Origin of the sequence: Oerskovia sp. Root918, assembly GCF_001428945.1 — a bacterium.
Taxonomy (GTDB): Bacteria; Actinomycetota; Actinomycetes; order Actinomycetales; family Cellulomonadaceae; genus Oerskovia; species Oerskovia enterophila.
Window position 1 is genome coordinate 488,277 of record NZ_LMJG01000001.1, and the last position, 19,563, is coordinate 507,839.

18 protein-coding genes are annotated in these 19,563 nt (G+C 71.7%); 14 read left to right on the forward strand and 4 right to left on the reverse strand.

Annotated features, from left to right (window positions below):
- Positions 1-46: 46 nt before the first annotated feature.
- The 7 genes from ASE27_RS02145 (at position 47) to mshA (ending at position 7,583) form a co-directional block, all read left to right on the forward strand.
- A complete protein-coding gene (locus tag ASE27_RS02145; protein ID WP_056646547.1) occupies positions 47-1,729 on the forward strand; it encodes an L-aspartate oxidase in 1,683 nt (560 codons plus the stop codon).
- A 49-nt stretch (positions 1,730-1,778) separates the two neighbouring features.
- Positions 1,779-2,690, forward strand: a complete 912-nt coding sequence (nadC, locus tag ASE27_RS02150; protein WP_056645224.1) for a carboxylating nicotinate-nucleotide diphosphorylase — start codon at positions 1,779-1,781, stop codon at positions 2,688-2,690.
- 154 nt (positions 2,691-2,844) lie between these two features.
- Complete coding sequence (gene lysS / locus ASE27_RS02155; RefSeq protein WP_056646549.1) at positions 2,845-4,356, forward strand: lysine--tRNA ligase; 1,512 nt, start codon at positions 2,845-2,847, stop codon at positions 4,354-4,356.
- 80 nt (positions 4,357-4,436) lie between these two features.
- The gene (locus ASE27_RS02160; RefSeq protein WP_056645226.1) at positions 4,437-4,631 is read left to right on the forward strand and encodes a hypothetical protein; all 195 of its coding nucleotides are present in this window, start codon (positions 4,437-4,439) and stop codon (positions 4,629-4,631) included.
- A gap of 91 nt (positions 4,632-4,722) precedes the next feature.
- Positions 4,723-5,058 (forward strand): Lsr2 family protein, encoded by a 336-nt coding sequence (locus ASE27_RS02165; RefSeq protein WP_056645228.1) that lies wholly within the window; start codon positions 4,723-4,725, stop codon positions 5,056-5,058.
- 105 nt (positions 5,059-5,163) lie between these two features.
- Positions 5,164-6,318, forward strand: coding sequence for a beta-propeller fold lactonase family protein (locus ASE27_RS02170; RefSeq protein ID WP_056645229.1), 1,155 nt, complete (start codon positions 5,164-5,166; stop codon positions 6,316-6,318).
- Positions 6,319-6,347: 29 nt separating this feature from the next.
- Complete coding sequence (mshA, locus tag ASE27_RS02175) at positions 6,348-7,583, forward strand: D-inositol-3-phosphate glycosyltransferase (protein ID WP_056646551.1); 1,236 nt, start codon at positions 6,348-6,350, stop codon at positions 7,581-7,583.
- Positions 7,584-7,691: 108 nt separating this feature from the next.
- On the opposite strand, the gene ASE27_RS02180 is transcribed toward mshA, so the two are convergent.
- Positions 7,692-8,129: a nitroreductase family deazaflavin-dependent oxidoreductase gene (locus ASE27_RS02180; protein WP_056645232.1), complete on the reverse strand. Its 438-nt coding sequence runs from the start codon at positions 8,127-8,129 to the stop codon at positions 7,692-7,694.
- Between the two features lie 124 nt (positions 8,130-8,253).
- Between ASE27_RS02180 and ASE27_RS02185 the strand changes: the two genes are divergently transcribed.
- Positions 8,254-8,991, forward strand: coding sequence for a phosphoglyceromutase (locus tag ASE27_RS02185; protein WP_056646553.1), 738 nt, complete (start codon positions 8,254-8,256; stop codon positions 8,989-8,991).
- Positions 8,992-9,167: 176 nt separating this feature from the next.
- Here ASE27_RS02185 and phoU read toward each other — a convergent pair whose 3' ends face one another.
- Positions 9,168-9,836: a phosphate signaling complex protein PhoU gene (gene phoU, locus ASE27_RS02190; RefSeq protein ID WP_056645233.1), complete on the reverse strand. Its 669-nt coding sequence runs from the start codon at positions 9,834-9,836 to the stop codon at positions 9,168-9,170.
- Positions 9,837-10,015: 179 nt separating this feature from the next.
- On the opposite strand from phoU, the gene ASE27_RS02195 reads away from it, so the two are divergent.
- Both ASE27_RS02195 and ASE27_RS02200 read left to right on the forward strand, forming a co-directional pair.
- Complete coding sequence (locus ASE27_RS02195; protein WP_082608405.1) at positions 10,016-11,398, forward strand: cell wall metabolism sensor histidine kinase WalK; 1,383 nt, start codon at positions 10,016-10,018, stop codon at positions 11,396-11,398.
- The gene (locus tag ASE27_RS02200) at positions 11,395-12,099 is read left to right on the forward strand and encodes a response regulator transcription factor (RefSeq protein ID WP_056645236.1); all 705 of its coding nucleotides are present in this window, start codon (positions 11,395-11,397) and stop codon (positions 12,097-12,099) included. The genes ASE27_RS02195 and ASE27_RS02200 overlap by 4 nt, the downstream gene beginning before the upstream one ends.
- A 151-nt stretch (positions 12,100-12,250) precedes the next feature.
- On the opposite strand, the gene ASE27_RS02205 is transcribed toward ASE27_RS02200, so the two are convergent.
- On the reverse strand, positions 12,251-14,254 hold the full coding sequence (locus tag ASE27_RS02205; protein WP_369818973.1) for a BCCT family transporter: 2,004 nt from the start codon (positions 14,252-14,254) through the stop codon (positions 12,251-12,253).
- Between the two features lie 372 nt (positions 14,255-14,626).
- Between ASE27_RS02205 and pstS the strand changes: the two genes are divergently transcribed.
- From pstS to pstB, 4 genes are all read left to right on the forward strand, one after another.
- On the forward strand, positions 14,627-15,715 hold the full coding sequence (gene pstS / locus ASE27_RS02210; protein ID WP_056646555.1) for a phosphate ABC transporter substrate-binding protein PstS: 1,089 nt from the start codon (positions 14,627-14,629) through the stop codon (positions 15,713-15,715).
- 133 nt (positions 15,716-15,848) lie between these two features.
- Entirely contained in the window at positions 15,849-16,832 is a 984-nt protein-coding gene (gene pstC, locus ASE27_RS02215) for a phosphate ABC transporter permease subunit PstC (RefSeq protein ID WP_056645239.1), read from the forward strand.
- Entirely contained in the window at positions 16,832-17,920 is a 1,089-nt protein-coding gene (gene pstA, locus ASE27_RS02220) for a phosphate ABC transporter permease PstA (protein ID WP_056645240.1), read from the forward strand. The genes pstC and pstA overlap by 1 nt, the downstream gene beginning before the upstream one ends.
- 65 nt (positions 17,921-17,985) lie before the next feature.
- Positions 17,986-18,765: a phosphate ABC transporter ATP-binding protein PstB gene (pstB, locus tag ASE27_RS02225; protein WP_056645242.1), complete on the forward strand. Its 780-nt coding sequence runs from the start codon at positions 17,986-17,988 to the stop codon at positions 18,763-18,765.
- Between the two features lie 78 nt (positions 18,766-18,843).
- Here the strand turns inward: pstB and ASE27_RS02230 are convergent, their stop codons facing one another.
- Positions 18,844-19,371: a septum formation family protein gene (locus ASE27_RS02230; RefSeq protein WP_056645244.1), complete on the reverse strand. Its 528-nt coding sequence runs from the start codon at positions 19,369-19,371 to the stop codon at positions 18,844-18,846.
- Between the last annotated feature and the right edge of the window lie 192 nt (positions 19,372-19,563).

Consider the following 19,563-nt stretch of genomic DNA (forward strand, 5'->3'; position numbering starts at 1 on the left):
CGTGCAGGTGCCCGTCGGCGAGTCCGCGCAGGGCTACCTGCCGGGCGTGGACGGCCGGGTTCCCCGCCGTCTCGCCCGCCGCCTGGCGGCGCCTGCCCCGGGGTGGACGACGACGGCCGACGCGATCGTCGTCGGCTCCGGCATCGCGGGGCTCACCGCGGCGCTCGAGCTGCGCACGCACGTCCCGCGCGTCCTGCTCGTGACCAAGGGTGAGCTGTCGTCCGGCTCGACCGTCTGGGCGCAGGGCGGCATCGCCGCGGCGCTCGACCCGTCGGACTCCCCGGCCGCGCACCTCGAGGACACGCTCGCCGCGGGCGGGGGACTGTGCGACCCGGCCGCGGTCGAGGTCCTCGTGACCGAGGGACCCGAGCGCGTGCGAGAGCTCGTGGGGCGCGGCGCGAACTTCGACCTCGCACCCGACGGCGACATCGCGCTCACGCGCGAGGGAGGCCACCACGCGGACCGCATCGCGCACGCAGGCGGCGACGCCACGGGCGCGGAGATCTCCCGGGCGCTCGTCGCCCAGCTCGAGGCCGTGCTCGCCGACCCCGGCATCGAGGTCATCGAGAACGCGCTCGTGCTCGACGTCCTGACCACCTCGCCCGACGCCCCGGGCGGCGAGCGGGCGTGCGGCGTCACGCTGCACGTGCGGGGCGAGGGCTCGCGCGACGGCGTGGGTGCGGCCCTCGCCCGGGCCGTCGTGCTCGCGACCGGCGGGATCGGCCAGGTCTTCCGCTCCTCGACCAACCCGCCGCAGGCCACGGGCGACGGCATGGCCGCCGCGCTGCGGGCCGGCGCGACGCTCGGTGACGTCGAGTTCGTCCAGTTCCACCCGACCGTGCTGTGGCTCGGCCTCGGCGCCAAGGGGCAGCTCCCGCTGATCTCGGAGGCCGTGCGCGGTGAGGGCGCGATCCTCCTCGACACCGACGGCCACCGGTTCATGCCCGCGGTCCACCCCATGGCCGAGCTCGCGCCGCGCGACGTCGTGGCGCACGCGATCGTGCGCCAGATGGCGGCCACGGGCTCGGACCACGTGCTGCTCGACGCCCGGCACCTCGGTGCCGAGTTCCTGCGCAAGCGGTTCCCGACGATCACCGAGCGCCTGCTCGAGCAGGGCATCGACCTGACCGAGGAACCGATCCCGGTCGCGCCCGCCCAGCACTACCACTCGGGCGGGATCGTCACGGACCTGCACGGGCGCTCGACGCTCGACGGCCTCTACGCCGTGGGCGAGGTCGCGTGCACCGGGGTGCACGGCGCGAACCGTCTCGCGTCGAACTCGCTCCTGGAGGGCCTGGTCTTCGCCTACCGTGCCGCGCAGGAGATCACCGCGCGCGTCGCGGCCGGCGAGCTGCCGCTCGGCGAGCCCGTCGAGCGGGCGGGCGAGGCCGCGCTCGTGCCCGCAGCGGCCCGTTCGCGGGTCCAGTCGATCTCGTCGGCAGGGCCCGGCGTGATCCGGGACGGCGAAGGGCTGCGTACCGCGGCGGACAGGCTCGCGGCGGTCCGCACGGACGCCCACCGGGCGACCGACGTGGTCGCCGTGCCGCAGACCGCCGAGTGGGAGACGACCAACGTCCACCAGGTGGCGACCGTCCTGACCGAGGCGGCGCTGCTGCGCGAGGAGAGCCGGGGCGGACACTTCCGCACCGACTTCCCCGAGGTCGAGCCCGCGTGGGCCCGGCGGATCGAGGTCACGCTCGGCGCCGACGGTGAGCTGCGGCTCGTCTGAGGTGCGGAGCGGGCGGGGTCGCGCGGCCGAGCAGCGGTAGCGTGAGCGCGTGAACTCTCCCTCTCTCATCGAGCCCGGTCTCGACCCCCGGTGGGTCGCCGACATCGTCACGCGCGCCCTCGACGAGGACCTCGGCCCCACGCCCGGACGGGACGTGACCACCCAGGCGACCGTGCCGCCGTCGGGCACGGGGACCGCCCACCTCGTGGCACGCGCCGACGGCGTCGTGGCCGGCCTCGTGGTCGTGGAGGAGGTCACCCGGCAGGTCGCCGAGCGCTTCGGGCTCGCACCCGTCGCGGTCACCTTCGCCGCACAGGACGGCGACGCCGTGACCCGCGGCCGCGTCCTCGCGGCCCTCACTGGCCCGGTCCAGGTCATCCTCACGGCCGAGCGCACGCTCCTCAACCTCGCGAGCCGTGCGAGCGGGGTCGCGACCGCGACCCGTGCGTGGGCCCGAGAGCTCGACGGCACGGGCGCCCAGGTGCTCGACACCCGCAAGACCACGCCGGGCCTGCGCGCCCTCGAGAAGTACGCGGTGCGCGCGGGCGGTGGCACGAACAAGCGCATGGGGCTCTACGACGTCGCGATGGTCAAGGACAACCACGTCGTCGCCGCGGGCTCGGTGGCGGGCGCGATCGAGGCCGTCCGCCGGATGTTCCCCGACGTCCTGATCCAGGTCGAGGCCGACACGACCGACCAGGCCATGGAGGCCCTCGACGCGGGCGCCGACTTCCTGCTCCTCGACAACATGCCCACGCCCGTGCTCGCGGACACCGTCCGCCGGGTGCGTGAGCGCGAGGGCGCCCCGGGTGGCCCCGCGAAGATCGAGCTCGAGGCCACCGGCAACCTGACGCTCGACCGGGCGCGCGAGGTCGCCGGGACCGGGGTCGACTACCTGTCGGTCGGGGCGCTCACGCACTCCGCGCCCATCCTCGACCTGGCCCTCGACCTGATCGGCTGAGCAGCGGGCCCCGGAGCCCGGCCGCGGCCCCCGGGCTGCACGAGCACTGCGGGGGAGCGCCGGAATCCCTTCCGGCGCTCCCCGGTAGAATCGACGCGTGACCTCCCCCGATCCCGCTGCCGCTGCCGTGCCCGCCTCCGACGAGACGCCCGTCGTGCCCACCGCCCCGGTGCCCGTCGACGAGTCCGACGACCTCCCCGAGCAGCTGCGGGTCCGGCGCGAGAAGCGTGAGCGCCTGCTGGCGCAGGGCGAGGAGGCCTACCCGGTCTCGGTCCCGCGCACGCACACGATCGCCCAGGTCCGCGCGGCGTACGAGCACCTGGAGAGCGGTCAGGAGACCGACGACGTGGTGGGCGTCGCCGGTCGTGTCGTGTTCCTGCGCAACACCGGCAAGCTCTGCTTCGTCACGCTCCAGGACGGTGAGGGCAACCGCCTCCAGGTCATGCTGAGCCAGGCCGTGGTGGGCGAGGAGTCGCTCGCCGCGTTCAAGGCCGACGTCGACCTGGGGGACCACCTGTTCGCCCACGGGCGCGTCATCAGCTCGCGCCGCGGTGAGCTGAGCATCTTCGCGGACGAGTGGAAGATCGCCGCGAAGTCGCTGCGCCCGCTGCCCGTGCTGCACAAGGAGCTCTCGGAGGAGAGCCGGGTCCGTCAGCGTTACGTCGACCTCATCGCCCGCCCTGCTGCGCGCGACATGGTCCGCCTGCGCGCGGGTGTGGTGCGGTCGTTGCGAGAGAACTTCCACGAGCGCGGCTATCTCGAGGTCGAGACGCCCATGCTGCAGACCATTCATGGCGGTGCGGCGGCCCGCCCGTTCACGACGCACATGAATGCGTTCGACATGGAGCTGTATCTGCGCATCGCCCCCGAGCTCTTCCTCAAGCGTGCGGTCGTGGGCGGTGTCGAGCGCGTGTTCGAGATCAACCGCAACTTCCGCAACGAGGGCGCCGACTCGACGCACTCCCCGGAATTCGCGATGCTCGAGGCGTACGAGGCGTACGGCGACTACAACACCATGGCCGAGCTGACCCAGAACCTGGTGCAGCGTGCCGCCCTGGACACCTTGGGAACCACGGTGGTCGAGCTTCCGGGCGGTGAGGAATACGACCTCGGCGGTGAATGGGCGCAGCTCAAGATGTACGACTCGCTGTCCGAGGCCCTGGGCGAGGAGATCACCCCGGAAACGCCGGTGGAACACCTGTCCAAGATCGCGGACCGCCTCGAGATCTCCTATGACACCAAGCGTGCCGGTCACGGCAAGCTCGTCGAGGCGATCTGGGAGCACCTCGTGGGCGACCACCTGTATGCACCGACATTCGTCCGCGACTTCCCGGTCGAGACGTCTCCCTTGACCCGCGACCACCGCACCGTCAAGGGGCAGGTCGAGAAGTGGGACCTCTACGTCCGCGGTTTCGAGCTGGCCACGGCCTATTCGGAGCTCGTCGACCCGGTCATCCAGCGTCAGCGTTTCGAGGCGCAGGCACTCCTGGCGGCCGCGGGCGACGACGAGGCCATGCGTCTCGACGAGGACTTCCTCACAGCGATGGAGTACGCGATGCCCCCGTCGGGCGGCATGGGCATGGGGCTGGACCGCCTGCTGATGGCGCTGACCGGCCACGGAATCCGCGAGACGATCCTCTTCCCGCTGGTCAAGCCGGCTCAGTAGCCTCCCGCCGGCTCCGTGGGTGCCGGGTGCGTCGCGGGCGACGTACCCGGCACCCACCGGTCGGTCGTAGACTGGCGGGCATGACTGATTTCTGGCCGGCCGTCTATGCGCTGATCCCGTCGGTCGGGGTCGGTATCCTCTTCTTTTTCGCGATGCGCGCCATCATCCGTTCGGACCGCACGGAACGCCTCGCCATGGCCGAGTTCGACGCCCAGGCGGACGCGGCAGAGCGTCAGCAACGGGCCGCACAGGAATCGTCGACGACTTCTCGCTAGCCGGACACGCTGCTTTCGCTTTGACGTGATTCCGTGAGAATGGCACACTTCGAGATACCAGCATCAATTCTCGAAGACGCGAGGTAGCACAGTGGCACAGAAGGTTCAGGTAATTCTCGTCGACGACGTCGACGGTGGGTCTGCCGACGAGTCCGTGACGTTCGCCCTCGACGGCGTCTCCTACGAGATCGACCTCAGCTCGGCGCACGCCGAGGAATTGCGTGAAGCATTCTCGAAGTGGGTCGGTCACGCTCGCAAGGTCACGCGTGGCGCTGCTCGTCCGGCCGCCAAGAAGGCACGTTCCTCTGCTGCCGGCCCGTCGCGTGCGACGGAGATCCGTGAATGGGCCCGGAACAACGGCTACACGGTGAGCGAGCGCGGTCGTATCTCGGCCGACATCCAGCAGGCATTCGACGCGGCGAACTGAATTCGCCGACGTCTTCCCTCAGGGGCGTCCTGACCGGTTCTCCGCAGTGCGGAGGCCTGGTCAGGGCGCCCCTGACGCATGTCCGGGTGCTACTAGGCTCTGTGCATGACTTCTACCTCGTCGGCGCCCGTGGCTGCCGCGAACTCTCGGACCCTGTGGCTCGGCACGTACCCGGACGGGGCGGACGCGGGGAGCGGCGAGGGGATCTGGCGTCTCGAGGTCGATGCCGCGACGGGTGAGCTGGGCGAGCCTGCACTGGTCGCGGTCACGCCGTCGCCGTCGTTCCTCGCGCTCGACCCGGCCGGTACCCGGCTGTACGCGGTCACGGAGACCGAGCACGGTGCCGTGAGCGGGTTCGCCCTCACGGCGGACGGCGGGCTCGAACCGTTGGGCAGCGTGCCCAGCGGCGGCTCCTACCCGTGCCACGTCGTGGCGGTCGACGGAGCCCTGTGGGTCACCAACTACGGCGACGGCACGTTCGCGGTGCTGCCGCTCGACGTCGAGGGTGCCCCGACCGAGGCGCTGCGGCTCGGTCACCAGGGCACGGGACCCGACGCCGACCGCCAGGAGGGGCCGCACGCCCACTTCGTCGGGGCCGTCGCGGGGGACCCGGTCGTGGTGGACCTGGGGACGGACGAGCTGCGCAGCTACCCGCGCACGGTCGACGACCTGCGCGCCCAGGTGGAGGGCGGCGTGCCCGCGCGCGTCGTCGCCACGTTCCCGGGCGGTGCGGGCCCGCGCCACTTCGCGGTCCTGCCCGGCGCCGCCGGTGTCGACGGTGCTCCTGCTGCCCTGTTCGTCGCGACCGAGCTCGACGCGCGGGTGTACGTCCTGGTCCCGGCCGTGGACGGCTCGTTCGAGGTCGCCGGCTCGGTCCCCGCGACCGCGGCCCCGCTGCCTGAGGGTGGCCGCAGCTACCCGTCGCACGTCGCGCTGAGCGCGGACGGCTCGCGCCTGTTCGTCGCGATCCGCGGGGCGGACGTGCTCTCGACGTTCGCGGTCTCGCGCGACGCCCTGGGGCCCGACGCCGCAGGTCCGGTCCTCGAGCACCTCGCCGACACCCCGCTGGGCGGGGCGTGGCCGCGGCACTTCGCGGTGCTGGCTCCTGCGGCCGACGGGACCCCCGAGGCAGACCTGGTGGTCGTGGCGAACCAGAACTCGTCCAACCTCACGGTCCTGCGGATCGACCGGGCGGACGGCGCGGGCACGCTCGTCGACGAGCTCGCGATCCCTGTCCCGGCCTGCGTCGTGGAGGCCTGAGCGTCGTGAAGGACTCGCCGCGCATCGCGATGCTCTCGGTGCACACCTCCCCGCTCGACCAGCCCGGTACGGGCGACGCGGGTGGCATGAACGTGTACATCACCGAGCTGTCGCGGGCGCTGGCGCGGCGCGGGGCGAAGGTCGAGATCTTCACGCGCGCGACGTCGTCGGCCCAGCCTCCCGTGGTCGAGGCCGAGGACGGCGTCCTGGTGCGCCACGTCGTGGCCGGTCCGTTCGAGGGGCTCGACAAGAACGACCTGCCCGGCCAGCTCTGCGCCTTCACGGCCGGGGTCCTGCGAGCCGAGGCACGACGGGACGCGGGGTGGTACGACGTGGTGCACACGCACTACTGGCTCTCGGGGCAGGCGGGCTGGCTCGCTGCGGACCGCTGGGACGTGCCGCTCGTGAACTCGATGCACACCATGGCCCGCGTGAAGAACGCCGCGCTCGCGCCGGGCGACGCCCCCGAGCCGCTCGGCCGGATCATCGGCGAGGAGCAGGTCGTCGCGGAGGCCGACGCGCTCGTGGCGAGCACGCCCGAAGAGTTCAAGGACCTCGTCGAGGAGTACGGGGCCGACCCCGCGAAGGTGCACGTCGTGCCGCCGGGTGTGGACCTGGACCTGTTCTCGCCCCCCGCGCCGGGGGAGACCAAGGAGGCGCTGCGGGCGGCCCTGGGGCTCCCGACAGCCGGTCGGCTCGTGCTCTTCGCGGGTCGCGTCCAGCCGCTCAAGGCGCCCGACGTCCTGGTCCGGGCGCTCGGCGTCCTCGCGGACCACGACGAACCGTTGCCGACCCTCGTGGTCCTGGGCGGCGCGAGCGGTCGCCTGACGGCCGTGCGCGAGCTCGAGGCGCTGGCCTTCCAGATGGGGGTCGCCGACCACGTGATCGTGCGCCCGCCCGTGCCGCGCGAGGAGCTCGTGCGCTACTACCGGGCGGCGGACGTCGTCGCGGTGCCCTCGCACAACGAGTCGTTCGGGCTGGTCGCGGCCGAGGCGCAGGCATCGGGCACGCCCGTGGTCGCCGCGGCCGTGGGCGGGCTGCGGACGGTCGTCGAGGACGGCGTGTCGGGGATCCTGGTCCCCGACCACAACCCGTGGACGTGGTCGCGCACGCTGAGCGACCTCCTCGCCGACGACGCTCGCCGCGCCGAGCTCGCGACCGGCGCCCGGCGCGTGAGCGAGCGCTACGGCTGGGACGCGACGGCCGAGGCCATGCTGTCGGTGTACGCGCAGGCGGCCGAGGTGCGGGCCGCGCGACCGCGCTGACGGGGGAACCCGTCAGCGGGGGCGACGGCCCGGCCCTCTGACGCCGTCGCCGGGCCGCTCCCGTCGGGGGCACCCTGCTCGGCCGGGCGCCCCCGACGACCGCTCCGGTCAGCCCCGGCGCTCGAGCACGAAGACAGGGATCTCCCGGTCGGTGCGCTCCTGGTAGTCCGCGTACGGCGGGTACGCCTCCACCGCGCGCTTCCACCACAGGGCCTTCTCCTCGCCCGTGACCTCGCGCGCCGTGTAGTCGTGGCGCTCGGGGCCGTCCTGGAGCTCGACGTGCGGGTCCGCCACGACGTTGTGGTACCAGACGGGGTGCTGGGGCGCTCCGCCGAGCGAGGCCACGACGGCGTAGTCGCCGTCGTGCTCGACGCGCATGAGCGGGGTCTTGCGGATCTTCCCGCTCCTCGCACCCAGGGTCCACAGGATGACGACGGGCATCCCGTTCATGGTCGTGCCCTTGGTCCCGCCCGAGCTCTCGTAGAGCTCGGTCTGCTTGCGCGCGCGGTCGTTGGGGCTCGGTGCGTACTCTCCGGTGATCGGCATACCGAGTGCAACGCGTGGCGCGCGTCACCATTCCCGAGCAGGTGATTCCCGTTCCGTAGATGTTCGGTGACCATTTCCCGGGACAGCGCTGCCACGGCCGCTGCGGTACGGGATGATGGTCACCATGACCTACACCCTCGTGCTGCTCCGCCACGGCGAGAGCGAATGGAATGCCAAGAACCTGTTCACCGGCTGGGTGGACGTCGCACTCTCGGAGAAGGGCGTCGAGGAGGCGAAGCGCGGAGGCGAGCTCCTCAAGGAGGCCGGCATCCTGCCCGACGTCGTCCACACCTCCCTTCTGCGCCGCGCGATCACCACGGCGAACCTCGCCCTGGACGCCGCCGACCGTCACTGGATCCCCGTGAAGCGCTCGTGGCGCCTCAACGAGCGCCACTACGGTGCGCTCCAGGGCAAGGACAAGAAGCAGACGCTCGAGGAGTTCGGCGAGGAGCAATTCATGCTGTGGCGTCGTTCCTACGACGTGCCGCCGCCCGCGATCGAGAAGGGCTCGGAGTTCTCGCAGGACGCCGACCCGCGCTACGCGGGCGAGCCCGAGGTCCTCACCGAGTGCCTCAAGGACGTCCTCGAGCGTGAGATGCCCTACTGGGAGTCGGACATCATCCCCGACCTCAAGGCCGGCAAGACCGTCCTGGTCGCCGCTCACGGCAACTCGATCCGCGCGATCGAGAAGTACCTCGACGACATCTCGGACGAGGACATCGCGGGCCTGAACATCCCCACGGGCATCCCGGTCGTCTACGAGCTCGACGAGAACTTCAAGCCGATCGTCAAGGGTGGCACGTACCTGGACCCGGACGCCGCGGCAGCCGCGGTGGCCGCGGTCGCGAACCAGGGTCGCTGACCTCGACGCACTGACGCGAACGCCCGACGGCGCCGCTCCCCTCGCGAGGGGAGCGGCGCCGTCGGGCGTTCATGGTGCGGGGGAGACGTGCGTCCTGGTGCTCTGCGCTGGGAGAGGCGCCGCCGGCCCCTCGCTGCCGAGCACGTGGTCGGCAGCGGGAGGGACCTGGGGGACGGCTAGGCGCGCGCGGCCTGCCCGCGGTCGTCCGCGAAGTCGCCCGTGACGAGGAACGTCACGCGCTTGGCGATCGAGACGCCGTGGTCGCCGAACCGCTCGTAGTACCGGCCCACGAGAGTCACGTCGACCGTCTCCTGCGGGGTGCCCGTCCAGTCCGGGCCCAGGATCGCCGCGAACGTGTCCTGGTGCAGGTGGTCGAGCAGGTCGTCGTCGCGCTCGACGTTCGCCGCGACCGTCAGGTCGCGCGTCGTCAGGAGCGTCGTGGTGCGGCGCGCGACCCGGGTCGCGGCGTCGTGCATCTGGGCGAACGTCCCCTCCAGCAGGGGGTGGATCGCGTGCGCCGGGTAACGGCCGCGCGCGACCTGGGCGACGTGACGCGCGAGGTCGCCCATGCGCTCGAGCGTGGCGCTCATGCGCAGCGCGCTCACGACGACACGCAGGTCGGTCGCGACCGGCTGCTGCTGCGCGAGCAGCAGGACGCAGCGCTCGTCGAGCTCGCGCTCGAGCGCGTCGATCGCGTGGTCGGACGCGATCACGGACTGTGCGAGCTGGAGGTCTGCAGTGAGCAGCGCCGTCCCCGCCCGACTGATGGCAGACTCGACCAAGCGACTCATCTCGGCAAGGTCGTCACCGACCTGCTTGAGCTCGGCCTCGAAGATTTCCCGCATCGCATCCCTTTCATGGTGACCAGCAACCCCCACCATGTCAGGCCAGGTGAACGGGGAGGTGAACGGTCAGGTGAACGACAGGACGCCGCCAGGTGAACTCTTGGACGCGCGGTGACCGAACCGTCCCGGAACGGCCAGGAACGGTCGGGCGCGGCCGTCTCCGACCGTACGCTGGAGCCGTGGAAGGAATCCAGGAGGGCGTCGGGCTGCTCGTCGCCGGGGTCATCGGGCTGCTCGTCGGCGTGTTCGCGACGCTCGCGTTCCGGTTCAGCGAGCGCAGCACGCACCGCATGCCCGACGGCGAGGCCCCCGAGCTCGACGAAGGGCTCGTGCGCGTGCTCGCGGTGCTGCGCTCGGCCGCCGTGGTCCTCGACAGCGAGGGCGAGGTCGTGCGGGCCAGCCCGCCCGCCTACGCCCTGGGCGTGGTGCGGGGCGACGCGGTCGTGCACGCCGCGATCCTCGACATGATCGCCGAGGTCCAGCGCGACGGCGTGATCCGCGACGAGGAGCTCGAGCTCCCGCGCGGTCCCGTCGGTCGCGGCATGGTCATGCTCCAGGTCCGGGTCGCGCAGGTCGGACCGCACCACATCCTCGTGCTCGCGGAGGACCGGACCGAGGCGCGGCGCATCGACGCGATCCGCCGCGACTTCGTCGTCAACGTCTCGCACGAGCTCAAGACCCCGGTGGGGGCGCTCGCGCTGCTCGCCGAGACCGTCCAGGACGCGGCGGACGACCCGGTCGCGGTCCGCCGCTTCACGGGGCGCATGCAGCAGGAGGCCACGCGCCTGTCCGCGCTGGTCCAGGAGATCATCGAGCTCTCGCGCCTCCAGGTCGCCGGCGCGCTCCAGGCCGTCACGACCGTGCCCGTGCGCGGCGTGGTCGAGGAGTCCGTCGACCGGGCGCGCACCAACGCCCAGGGCAAGGGCATCGTCCTGACGGTCGGCGGAGACCTCGACGCGGTCGTCTACGGCGACCACGCGCTGCTCGTGACCGCGGTCCGGAACCTGCTCGACAACGCGGTCGCCTACTCGGGCGAGAACACGCGGGTCGGGGTCGGCGTGAGCGTCGTGGGAGACCTCGTCGAGATCGCGGTCGTCGACCAGGGCATCGGGATCTCCGAGGGCGAGCAGCAGCGCGTGTTCGAGCGCTTCTACCGGGTCGACCCCGCGCGCTCGCGCGACACGGGCGGCACGGGCCTGGGCCTGAGCATCGTCAAGCACATCGCGGCGGACCACGGCGGCGAGGTGACCATGTGGTCCGAGCCCGGCCGCGGTTCGACGTTCACCCTGCGCATCCCCGCGGCGGACCCGACCGCGGTGGAGGCCGCGTCGTCGGGGGGCGACGGCACCGACGGCACCGACGGCGCTGCGGGCGCTGAGAGCACCGAGGGCACTGGCCGCCCTGAAGGCGCCGGAGGCGCGCGGAGCGCCGACGGCACCGAGAGCACCCCCGGACCCGAGGGCCAGGCCCCGACCGACGTCGCCGCCCCCTCCGGGGCGGGCGACCCACAGACCGATCCCTACCCCGGCACGTCCCCCAGAACCAAGGAGGTGGGTGCGTGACGCGCATCCTGGTCGTCGAGGACGAGGAGTCGTACCGCGACCCTCTGACCTACCAGCTGGCCCGTGAGGGCTTCGACGTCGTCGAGGCGGCCACGGGGCCCGAGGCCCTCGCCGCCTACGACGCGGGCGGCGCGGACCTCGTGCTGCTCGACCTCATGCTCCCCGGCCTGAGCGGCACCGAGGTGTGTCGCGAGCTGCGCCAACGCGGCAACGTGCCCGTCATCATGCTCACGGCCAAGGACTCCGAGATCGACAAGGTCGTGGGGCTCGAGCTCGGGGCCGACGACTACGTGACCAAGCCCTACTCGTTCCGCGAGCTCCTCGCGCGCGTGCGCGCCGTGCTGCGGCGCCAGGGCGGCGCGGAGGCCGCCGCGGGCGAGCCCGAGGACGACGGCGCGCTCGAGGTCGGTCCGGTCAAGATGGACGTCGAGCGGCACACCGTCTCGGTGCACGGGGAGCTCGTCTCGTTCCCGCTCAAGGAGTTCGACCTGCTCGAGCTGCTGCTGCGCAACGCGGGCCGCGTCCTGACGCGCGGGCAGCTCATCGACCGTGTGTGGGGGGCCGACTACGTGGGGGACACCAAGACCCTCGACGTGCACGTCAAGCGCATCCGCTCGAAGATCGAGCCGGACCCCGCGACCCCGCGCTACCTGCTCACGGTCCGCGGGCTCGGCTACAAGGTGGCCGACGGCGAGTCGTAGGACCGGCCCGCTGCGGGTGTCGCTGCGGTTCCGGCGGCCCGGAGGTGCTGGTCGGACGGCTGTGCCCGGAGGTGCTGGTTGGACTGCTGTGCCCGACTGGGCCCGGCAGTGCTGGCAGTGCCGACAGTGCCGGGGACGGTGGCGCCCGACCTCAGGGACCGCCCGTCCCGCCCGGCTCGGTGCCTCTCGACCCAGTGCCGCTCGGGCCGGCGGGCCCGCTCGGCCCCTCACGGTCCGCCCTGCGCCGCGGCCGCCCGCGCAGGGGGCCGCGGCGCTCGGGCGTCCGCTGCTCGTCGGCGGGCCTCGGCGGCCCAGGGACGTCGCTGCCGTAGAGCTCGTCCCACTGCTCGGAGATGGTCTCGGTCACGCGGCGCGTGACGTGCTGGGTGAGGACCAGGCGGGCCTGGGCCCGTTCGGCGCGCAGGATCGCGCTGTGCTCCTCGCGCAGCGCGATCACGGTCGACAGAGCCATCCCGATCATGACGACCGAGAACGGCAGGGCGATGAGGATCGCAGCCGTCTGCAGAGCGGTGAGACCACCCGAGATCAGGAGTGCCATCGCGAGGAGGCCGGACAGCACGGCCCACAGGATGCGGTTCCAGACCGCGGGGTGCGGGTCGCCACCCGAGGTCAGCATCCCGACGACGAACGAGCCCGAGTCGGCCGACGTCACGAAGAACACCCCGATGAGCACGATCGCAAGCACCGTGAGGACCGGGCCGCCCGGCAGGTCGCCCAAGAGCTGGAACAGCACGGTGTCGGTGTCGACGCTCCCGTCGGCGCCTACGAGCCCGCCGTCGCCGAAGATCTGCCGGTAGAGCGCCGAGCCGCCGAAGATCGAGAACCACAGGAACGTCACGAGCGTGGGGACCAGGAGCGTTCCCATGACGAACTCGCGGATGGTGCGCCCGCGCGAGATGCGCGCGATGAAGACGCCCACGAACGGGGCCCACGAGATCCACCAGCCCCAGTAGAAGATGGTCCACGACGACTGCCACTCGAGCCCGGCGTCGCCCTGGAAGGCCGTCGTGTCGAACGTCAGGCGGATGACGTTCTGGAGGTAGTACCCCATGGACTGCACGTAGTCGCGCAGGAGGAACAGCGTGGGGCCCACGACGAGCACCGTGAGGGCGAGGACGCCCGCGAGGACCATGTTCCCGTTGGAGAGCCACTTCATGCCGCGCCCCAGGCCCGAGGCGACCGAGAGGGTCGCGACGGCTGTGATCCCGATGATGAGACCGATCTGGAGCGCCAGGCCCGGCTCGGCGACGTTCAGGAAGCCGAGCCCGGCCCCGATCTGCAGCACACCGAAGCCCAGCGAGGTCGCGACACCGAACACGGTGCCCAGCACCGCGACGACGTCGACCACGTCGCCCAGGCGGCCCTTGACCCGGTCGCCGAGCAGGGGCTCGAGGGCCCACCGGATCGAGACGGGGCGCCCCTTGCGGTGGATCGCGTAGGCGAGCGCGAGGCCCGCGACGACGTAGATCGCCCAGGCGTGCACGCCCCAGTGGAGGTAGCTCTGTCCCATCGCGGCCTGCGCGAGGGCCGCCGGGTCGCCCGTGACGCCGGGCTTGGGCGACGCGTAGTGCGTCAGCGGCTCGGCCGCTCCCCAGTACACGAGCCCGATCCCCATGCCGGTCGCGAACAGCATCGCGAACCACACGGGCAGCCGGAACAGCGGGGTCTCGTCGTCCTTGCCGAGCACGATGTCGCCGAAGCGGCTCAGGCCCATCCACAGCGCGAAGATGACGAACCCGGCCACGATCAGCACGTAGTACCAGCCGAACGCTCCGATGACGTCGGCCTGGAGCGTGCTCAGGACAGCGGTCGTCCCGTCGGTGAAGACCATCGCGAGGAGCACGAACAGCAGGATCAGACCGGCCGCGGGGTAGAAGACGCGGGGGTACATGCGCCCGGGCGGCACGGGGACCTCGACGGCCACGGCCGCGGTGACGTTCTCTGCTCCGGCCTCCGTGCCCGACGCCGTGGCGGGAGCGGAGGAGGAGGCGCTGTCGCCCGCTGGCGCGGTCTCGTCCGCCCCGAGGGGGACGTCCGGCGTCGAGGACGACGCGGGTACGTCGGTGGACCGCGGCGCGGTCTCGTCCTCGCTCGCGCCGCTGCCGGGGTGGTCGCTCGTGCCGTCGTCGCTCACGCGAGGTCTCCTGACGTTCGTCCGTGCGGGTCGTGCGATGCCCGTGAGCGAGGGGCCGACGACGTGCAGGTGCCGGCTCGGTCTGCTCGACGACCTGTTCCTGCCAGCGTTCCCGACCTGCCGGGATGAGGCAACCGCTGGCTCCCGGGAGGGGCCGTGGAAGCCCCTGGCGCGGGGGTTTATCCACAGGCCGCAAGAGTCTGTGCACTGTTCATCTGTCGTTCACCCGGACAACCGGAGCGCGTCACCCGGCCTGCTTAGCGTCGTTGTTGTCACCGGCGCTCGCTGGTGCCGCCCCCGCGTTGAACAGGATGGAAGAAGAGAGTGAAGCTCAGCCGATTCACCCGCGCAGGTTCCGCAGCAGCCGTCGGCATGCTCGCGTTGACGTTGGCAGCGTGCGGCTCGAACAGCACCGACTCCGGTGGCGACGCCACCACTGATGGCGCAGCGAGCGGCTCGACCGAGGACCTCACGGGCACGCTCGCCGGTGCCGGCGCCTCGTCCCAGGAGAAGGCCGTGGCCGGCTGGATCGCCGGCTTCGGCGACATCGCCCCCGGCGTGACCGTCAGCTACGACGCGGTCGGTTCCGGCGGAGGCCGCGAGCAGTTCCTGTCCGGCGCGACGCAGTTCGCCGGTTCCGACGCCGCCCTCAAGGAGGACGAGCTCGCGACCGCGACCGACCGCTGCTTCGGCGGCGAGGCGATCGAGGTCCCGCTCTACATCAGCCCCATCGCCGTGATCTACAACCTGCCCGGTGTCGACACCGAGCACCTCCAGCTCTCGGCCGAGACGCTCGCGAAGATCTTCAACCGCGAGATCACCACCTGGAACGACCCGGCGATCGCCGCGGAGAACGAGGGCGTCGAGCTCCCCGCGACCGCGATCATCCCCGTGAACCGCTCCGACGAGTCCGGCACCACGGAGAACTTCACCGAGTACCTCGCGGCCGCCTCGAACGGTGCGTGGCCGCACGAGGCCAGCGGCGACTGGCCTCTGTCCGGCGGTCAGTCGGGCCAGGGCACGCAGGGTGTCGTCGACACCGTCACGGGTGCCGAGGGCGCCATCGGGTACGCCGACGCCTCGCGCGCCGGTGACCTGGGTACGGCCGCGATCAAGGTCGGCGAGGAGTACGTGCCGTTCTCGCCCGAGGCCGCGGCCAAGGTCGTCGACGCCTCGCCGCGTGCAGCGGACGCGACCGACAAGCGCCTCGTCGTCGAGATCGACCGCACCACGACCGAGGCCGGCGCCTACCCGCTGGTCCTCATCTCCTACTCGATCGCGTGCGACACCTACGACAAGGCCGAGGACGCCGCGAACGTCAAGGCGTACCTGACCTACGTCGCCAGCGAGGAGGGCCAGGCGCGCGCTGCCGAGGCCTCCGTCGCCGGCTCCGCCCCGATCTCGAGCGCGCTGCGCACCGAGGTCCAGGCAGCGCTCGACTCGATCACCGTCAAGAGCTGATCGAAGAGCTGCACACGGTCGTACACCCAGGGGCGGGTCGCGTCGAGGCTGTCAGCCCGGCGCGGCCCGCCACGGGCGCGTGACCCCCGGATCGTCGTCCTACCACCGCCGCACCTCAGTCATCGGAGCATCAGTGGCCGTCACCTCTCCTCCCTCCACCCGAGCCGGGCTCGGGTCCGAGCCCCAGGTCCCCGCGACCAAGGGCGGCCTGGCCGGCCGGGTCTTCGCCGGCCTGTCGACCGGCGCCGGGATCCTCATCCTCGTGGTCCTCGCCGCGGTGGCCGTGTTCCTCGTCATCGAGGCGTGGCCCGCGCTGACGGCCAGCCCCGAGGAGCTCCAGGAGATCTCCTGGTTCAAGGCGGACTCCTTGCTCGCGTACGTCGGTCCGCTCGTGTTCGGGACGCTGCTCGCCTCGATCCTGGCGCTCGCGATCGCGGTCCCGGTCTCGGTGGGCATCGCGCTCTTCATCTCGCACTACGCGCCCCGGCGCCTGGCGCAGGGGCTCGGCTACCTGATCGACCTCCTCGCGGCCATCCCGAGCGTCGTGTACGGCCTGTGGGGCGCCCTGTGGCTGCTCCCGATCCTCAACCCGTTCTTCACGTGGCTGAGCGGGACCCTGGGCTTCATCCCGCTGTTCGCGGGATACCAGGCCCCGGCCAAGAACATCATGTCGGCCTCGATCGTCCTCGCGGTCATGATCCTGCCGATCATCACGGCGGTCTCGCGCGAGGTGTTCCTCCAGACCCCGGTGCTCCACGAGGAGGCCTCCCTGGCCCTCGGGGCGACGCGCTGGGAGATGGTCCGCATGGCGGTCCTGCCGTTCGGCCGCTCGGGCGTGATCAGCGCCTCGATGCTGGGCCTCGGCCGCGCGCTCGGCGAGACCATGGCCGTGCTCATGGTCATCTCGCCCGGGTTCCTCTACTCGCTGTTCCTCCTCAAGCCGGGACAGCAGCAGACGATCGCCGCGAACATCGCCTCGAAGTTCCCTGAGGCGAGCGGCCTCGCGGTGAGCACCCTCATCGCGACGGGCCTCGCGCTGTTCGTCATCACGTTCGTCGTCAACATGATCGCGCGCTGGATCATCGCGCGCCGCAAGGAATTCTCGGGAGCGAACTGATGACGGTCACCGACCTCACCCCCGCCACGCCCGGCGTCCCCGACGGCTCGGGCACCCTCCAGCTCGTCGCGACGCAGAAGCGTCTGCCGCGCTGGGCGCCGTGGGCCTTCGCCGCGGGTGGCGTGCTCGTCGCTCTCGGCATCCTCGCGATCACGGGCACCCCCACGATCGCGGGCGTCCTGGGTCTGGGCGCCGTGCTCTACGCCCTGGGCCTCACGATCACCTCGCGCGTCGTCGAGGGCGCCCGCTGGGCCACCGACCGCCTCGCGACCACGCTCGTGACCTTCGCGTTCCTGCTCGCGCTGATCCCGCTCGTCTCGCTCCTGTGGATCGTGGTCACGCGCGGCGCGAAGCTCTTCGGGGCGACGTTCCTGTCGACCGACATGGTCGGCGTCTACGGCGACATGACGAGCGGCGGGATCTGGCACGCGATCGTCGGCACGCTCCTCATCACGGGCGCGGCGACGGTCATCTCGGTCCCGATCGGCCTGCTCACGGCGATCTACCTGGTCGAGTACGGGCGCGGCGCCCTGGCCCGCTGGATCACGTTCCTCGTGGACGTCATGACGGGCATCCCCTCGATCGTCGCGGGTCTGTTCGCGTTCTCGCTCTTCACGCTGATCTTCGGTCCCGCGTACCGCGCGGGGATCATGGGCGCGGTCGCGCTGTCGCTCCTCATGACCCCGGTCGTCATCCGGTCGGTCGAGGAGATGCTGCGCCTGGTCCCCAACGAGCTGCGCGAGGCCTCGCTCGCGCTGGGCGTGCCCAAGTGGCTCACGATCGTCAAGGTCGTCCTGCGGACCTCGATCGCGGGCATCGTCACGGGCGTCATGCTCTCGATCGCCCGGGTCATCGGGGAGACGGCCCCCCTGCTCCTCACGGTCGGTCTCATCACGCAGGTCAACTGGGACCTCTTCGACGGTCGCATGGCGACCCTCCCGGTCTTCGCCTACCGCCAGTACGAGCAGGGCGGCGTGGGGATCGACCGGGCCTGGGCCGCGGCCCTGACCCTGATCCTGATCGTCATGCTGCTCAACCTGATCGCCCGCCTCATCAGCCGCCTGTTCTCGCCCAAGACCGCTCGCTGAGCCGAGCCCAGCAGTCGAGCCGGACCGCGCACCTCGCGCGACCGGCCACCGGAAGGAAGCACATCATGTCCAAGCGAATCGACGTCTCGGACCTCAACGTCTACTACGGGGACTTCCTCGCCGTGGAGGGCGTGACCATGGCGATCGAGCCGCGCTCGGTCACGGCCCTGATCGGCCCCTCGGGCTGCGGGAAGTCGACGTTCCTGCGGACGCTGAACCGCATGCACGAGGTCATCCCGGGAGCGCACGTCGAGGGCAAGGCCGTCATGGACGGCCAGGACCTCTACGCGCCCGACGTCGACCCGGTCGCGGTCCGCCGCCAGGTCGGGATGGTCTTCCAGCGCCCCAACCCGTTCCCGACGATGTCGATCAAGGAGAACGTCCTGGCGGGGGTCAAGCTCAACAACAAGCGCATCTCCAAGTCGGACGCGAACGACCTGGTCGAGTCCTCGTTGCAGGGCGCGAACCTCTGGAACGAGGTCAAGGACCGTCTCGACCGCCCGGGCTCCGGGCTGTCCGGCGGCCAGCAGCAGCGCCTGTGCATCGCCCGTGCGATCGCGGTGCGCCCGCAGGTGCTCCTCATGGACGAGCCGTGCTCGGCGCTCGACCCGATCTCGACGCTCGCGATCGAGGACCTCATGTCCGAGCTCAAGGACGACTACACGATCGTGATCGTCACGCACAACATGCAGCAGGCGGCCCGCGTGAGCGACCGCACGGCGTTCTTCAACATCGCGGGCACGGGCAAGCCGGGCAAGCTCGTCGAGATGGGCGACACGGCGACGATGTTCTCCTCGCCGTCGGTGCAGGCGACCGAGGACTACATCTCGGGCCGCTTCGGGTGACCTCGCGGTGTGCCGACGTCGAGGGTGGCCGGTCGCCGGACCGCCCTCGACGTCGACGCCCTGGGTGGGCCGGGAGCGCTAGACCGCCGCACCCGCGAGCGTGCCCGTGACGGTCTCCGTCACGGACTCGGGGCCGACGAAGCACTGGATCACGCGATCGTCCTCGAGCTCCCAGCTCTGCTCGCTGGGGAACATGGGCCAGAAGATGAGCGTGGACTCGTCGTAGCTCAGCCCGACGAATGCCTCGAACTGCCCGTGGCAGTGCTCCATGGCCTGGTCCTCGACCGTGGTGGCTCCGGGGAAGTCGCCGTCCTCGAGCTCGAGCTCTGCATAGACCTCGCCGTTGTGGGGCTCGGCGCACGGCACGACGGGCAGGGACGCGAACTCCTCGGTCTCGGCGTCGGACTCCGCCTGGTTGATGCAGTCGCCGAGCTGGAGCGAGAACACGTCGGCGTCGGAGGCCGCGGTGACCTCGCCGTTCGGCTCGTCGCGCTGGGCCTCTTGCGGGCCGAGGATCGCGCTGCAGCCGGAGACGAGGAGAGCCGACGTGAGGAGGACTGCGCCGACCGCGAGGGAGCGGGCGGGGCGGAGGCGGGCAAGAGCCACGGGCGTGCCGTTTCTACGAGGGGGGAGGCCACGACGGCCGATCCCGATGGCGGGATGCTATCGGGAGCCGCCGACACGCGTCAGGGTGATTTCTCCGGTCCGTCCCACGAGGGAAGCACGACGGCGAGGCACCCCTCCTGGGGGCGCCTCGCCGTCGTGCACCGCTCGTCGCGCGGGGGACGGGCACCGACC

What these genes read in the sequence shown, in the direction of transcription:
- ASE27_RS02170 (WP_056645229.1), top strand. Translation starts at nt 5,164, where the DNA reads ATGACTTCTACCTCGTCGGCGCCCGTGGCTGCCGCGAACTCTCGGACC.
- phoU (WP_056645233.1), bottom strand. Translation starts at nt 9,836, where the DNA reads ATGCGGGAAATCTTCGAGGCCGAGCTCAAGCAGGTCGGTGACGACCTT.
- pstS (WP_056646555.1), top strand. Translation starts at nt 14,627, where the DNA reads ATGCTCGCGTTGACGTTGGCAGCGTGCGGCTCGAACAGCACCGACTCC.
- ASE27_RS02180 (WP_056645232.1), bottom strand. Translation starts at nt 8,129, where the DNA reads ATGCCGATCACCGGAGAGTACGCACCGAGCCCCAACGACCGCGCGCGC.
- ASE27_RS02160 (WP_056645226.1), top strand. Translation starts at nt 4,437, where the DNA reads ATGACTGATTTCTGGCCGGCCGTCTATGCGCTGATCCCGTCGGTCGGG.
- pstA (WP_056645240.1), top strand. Translation starts at nt 16,832, where the DNA reads ATGACGGTCACCGACCTCACCCCCGCCACGCCCGGCGTCCCCGACGGC.
- ASE27_RS02185 (WP_056646553.1), top strand. Translation starts at nt 8,254, where the DNA reads ATGACCTACACCCTCGTGCTGCTCCGCCACGGCGAGAGCGAATGGAAT.
- mshA (WP_056646551.1), top strand. Translation starts at nt 6,348, where the DNA reads ATGCTCTCGGTGCACACCTCCCCGCTCGACCAGCCCGGTACGGGCGAC.
- pstB (WP_056645242.1), top strand. Translation starts at nt 17,986, where the DNA reads ATGTCCAAGCGAATCGACGTCTCGGACCTCAACGTCTACTACGGGGAC.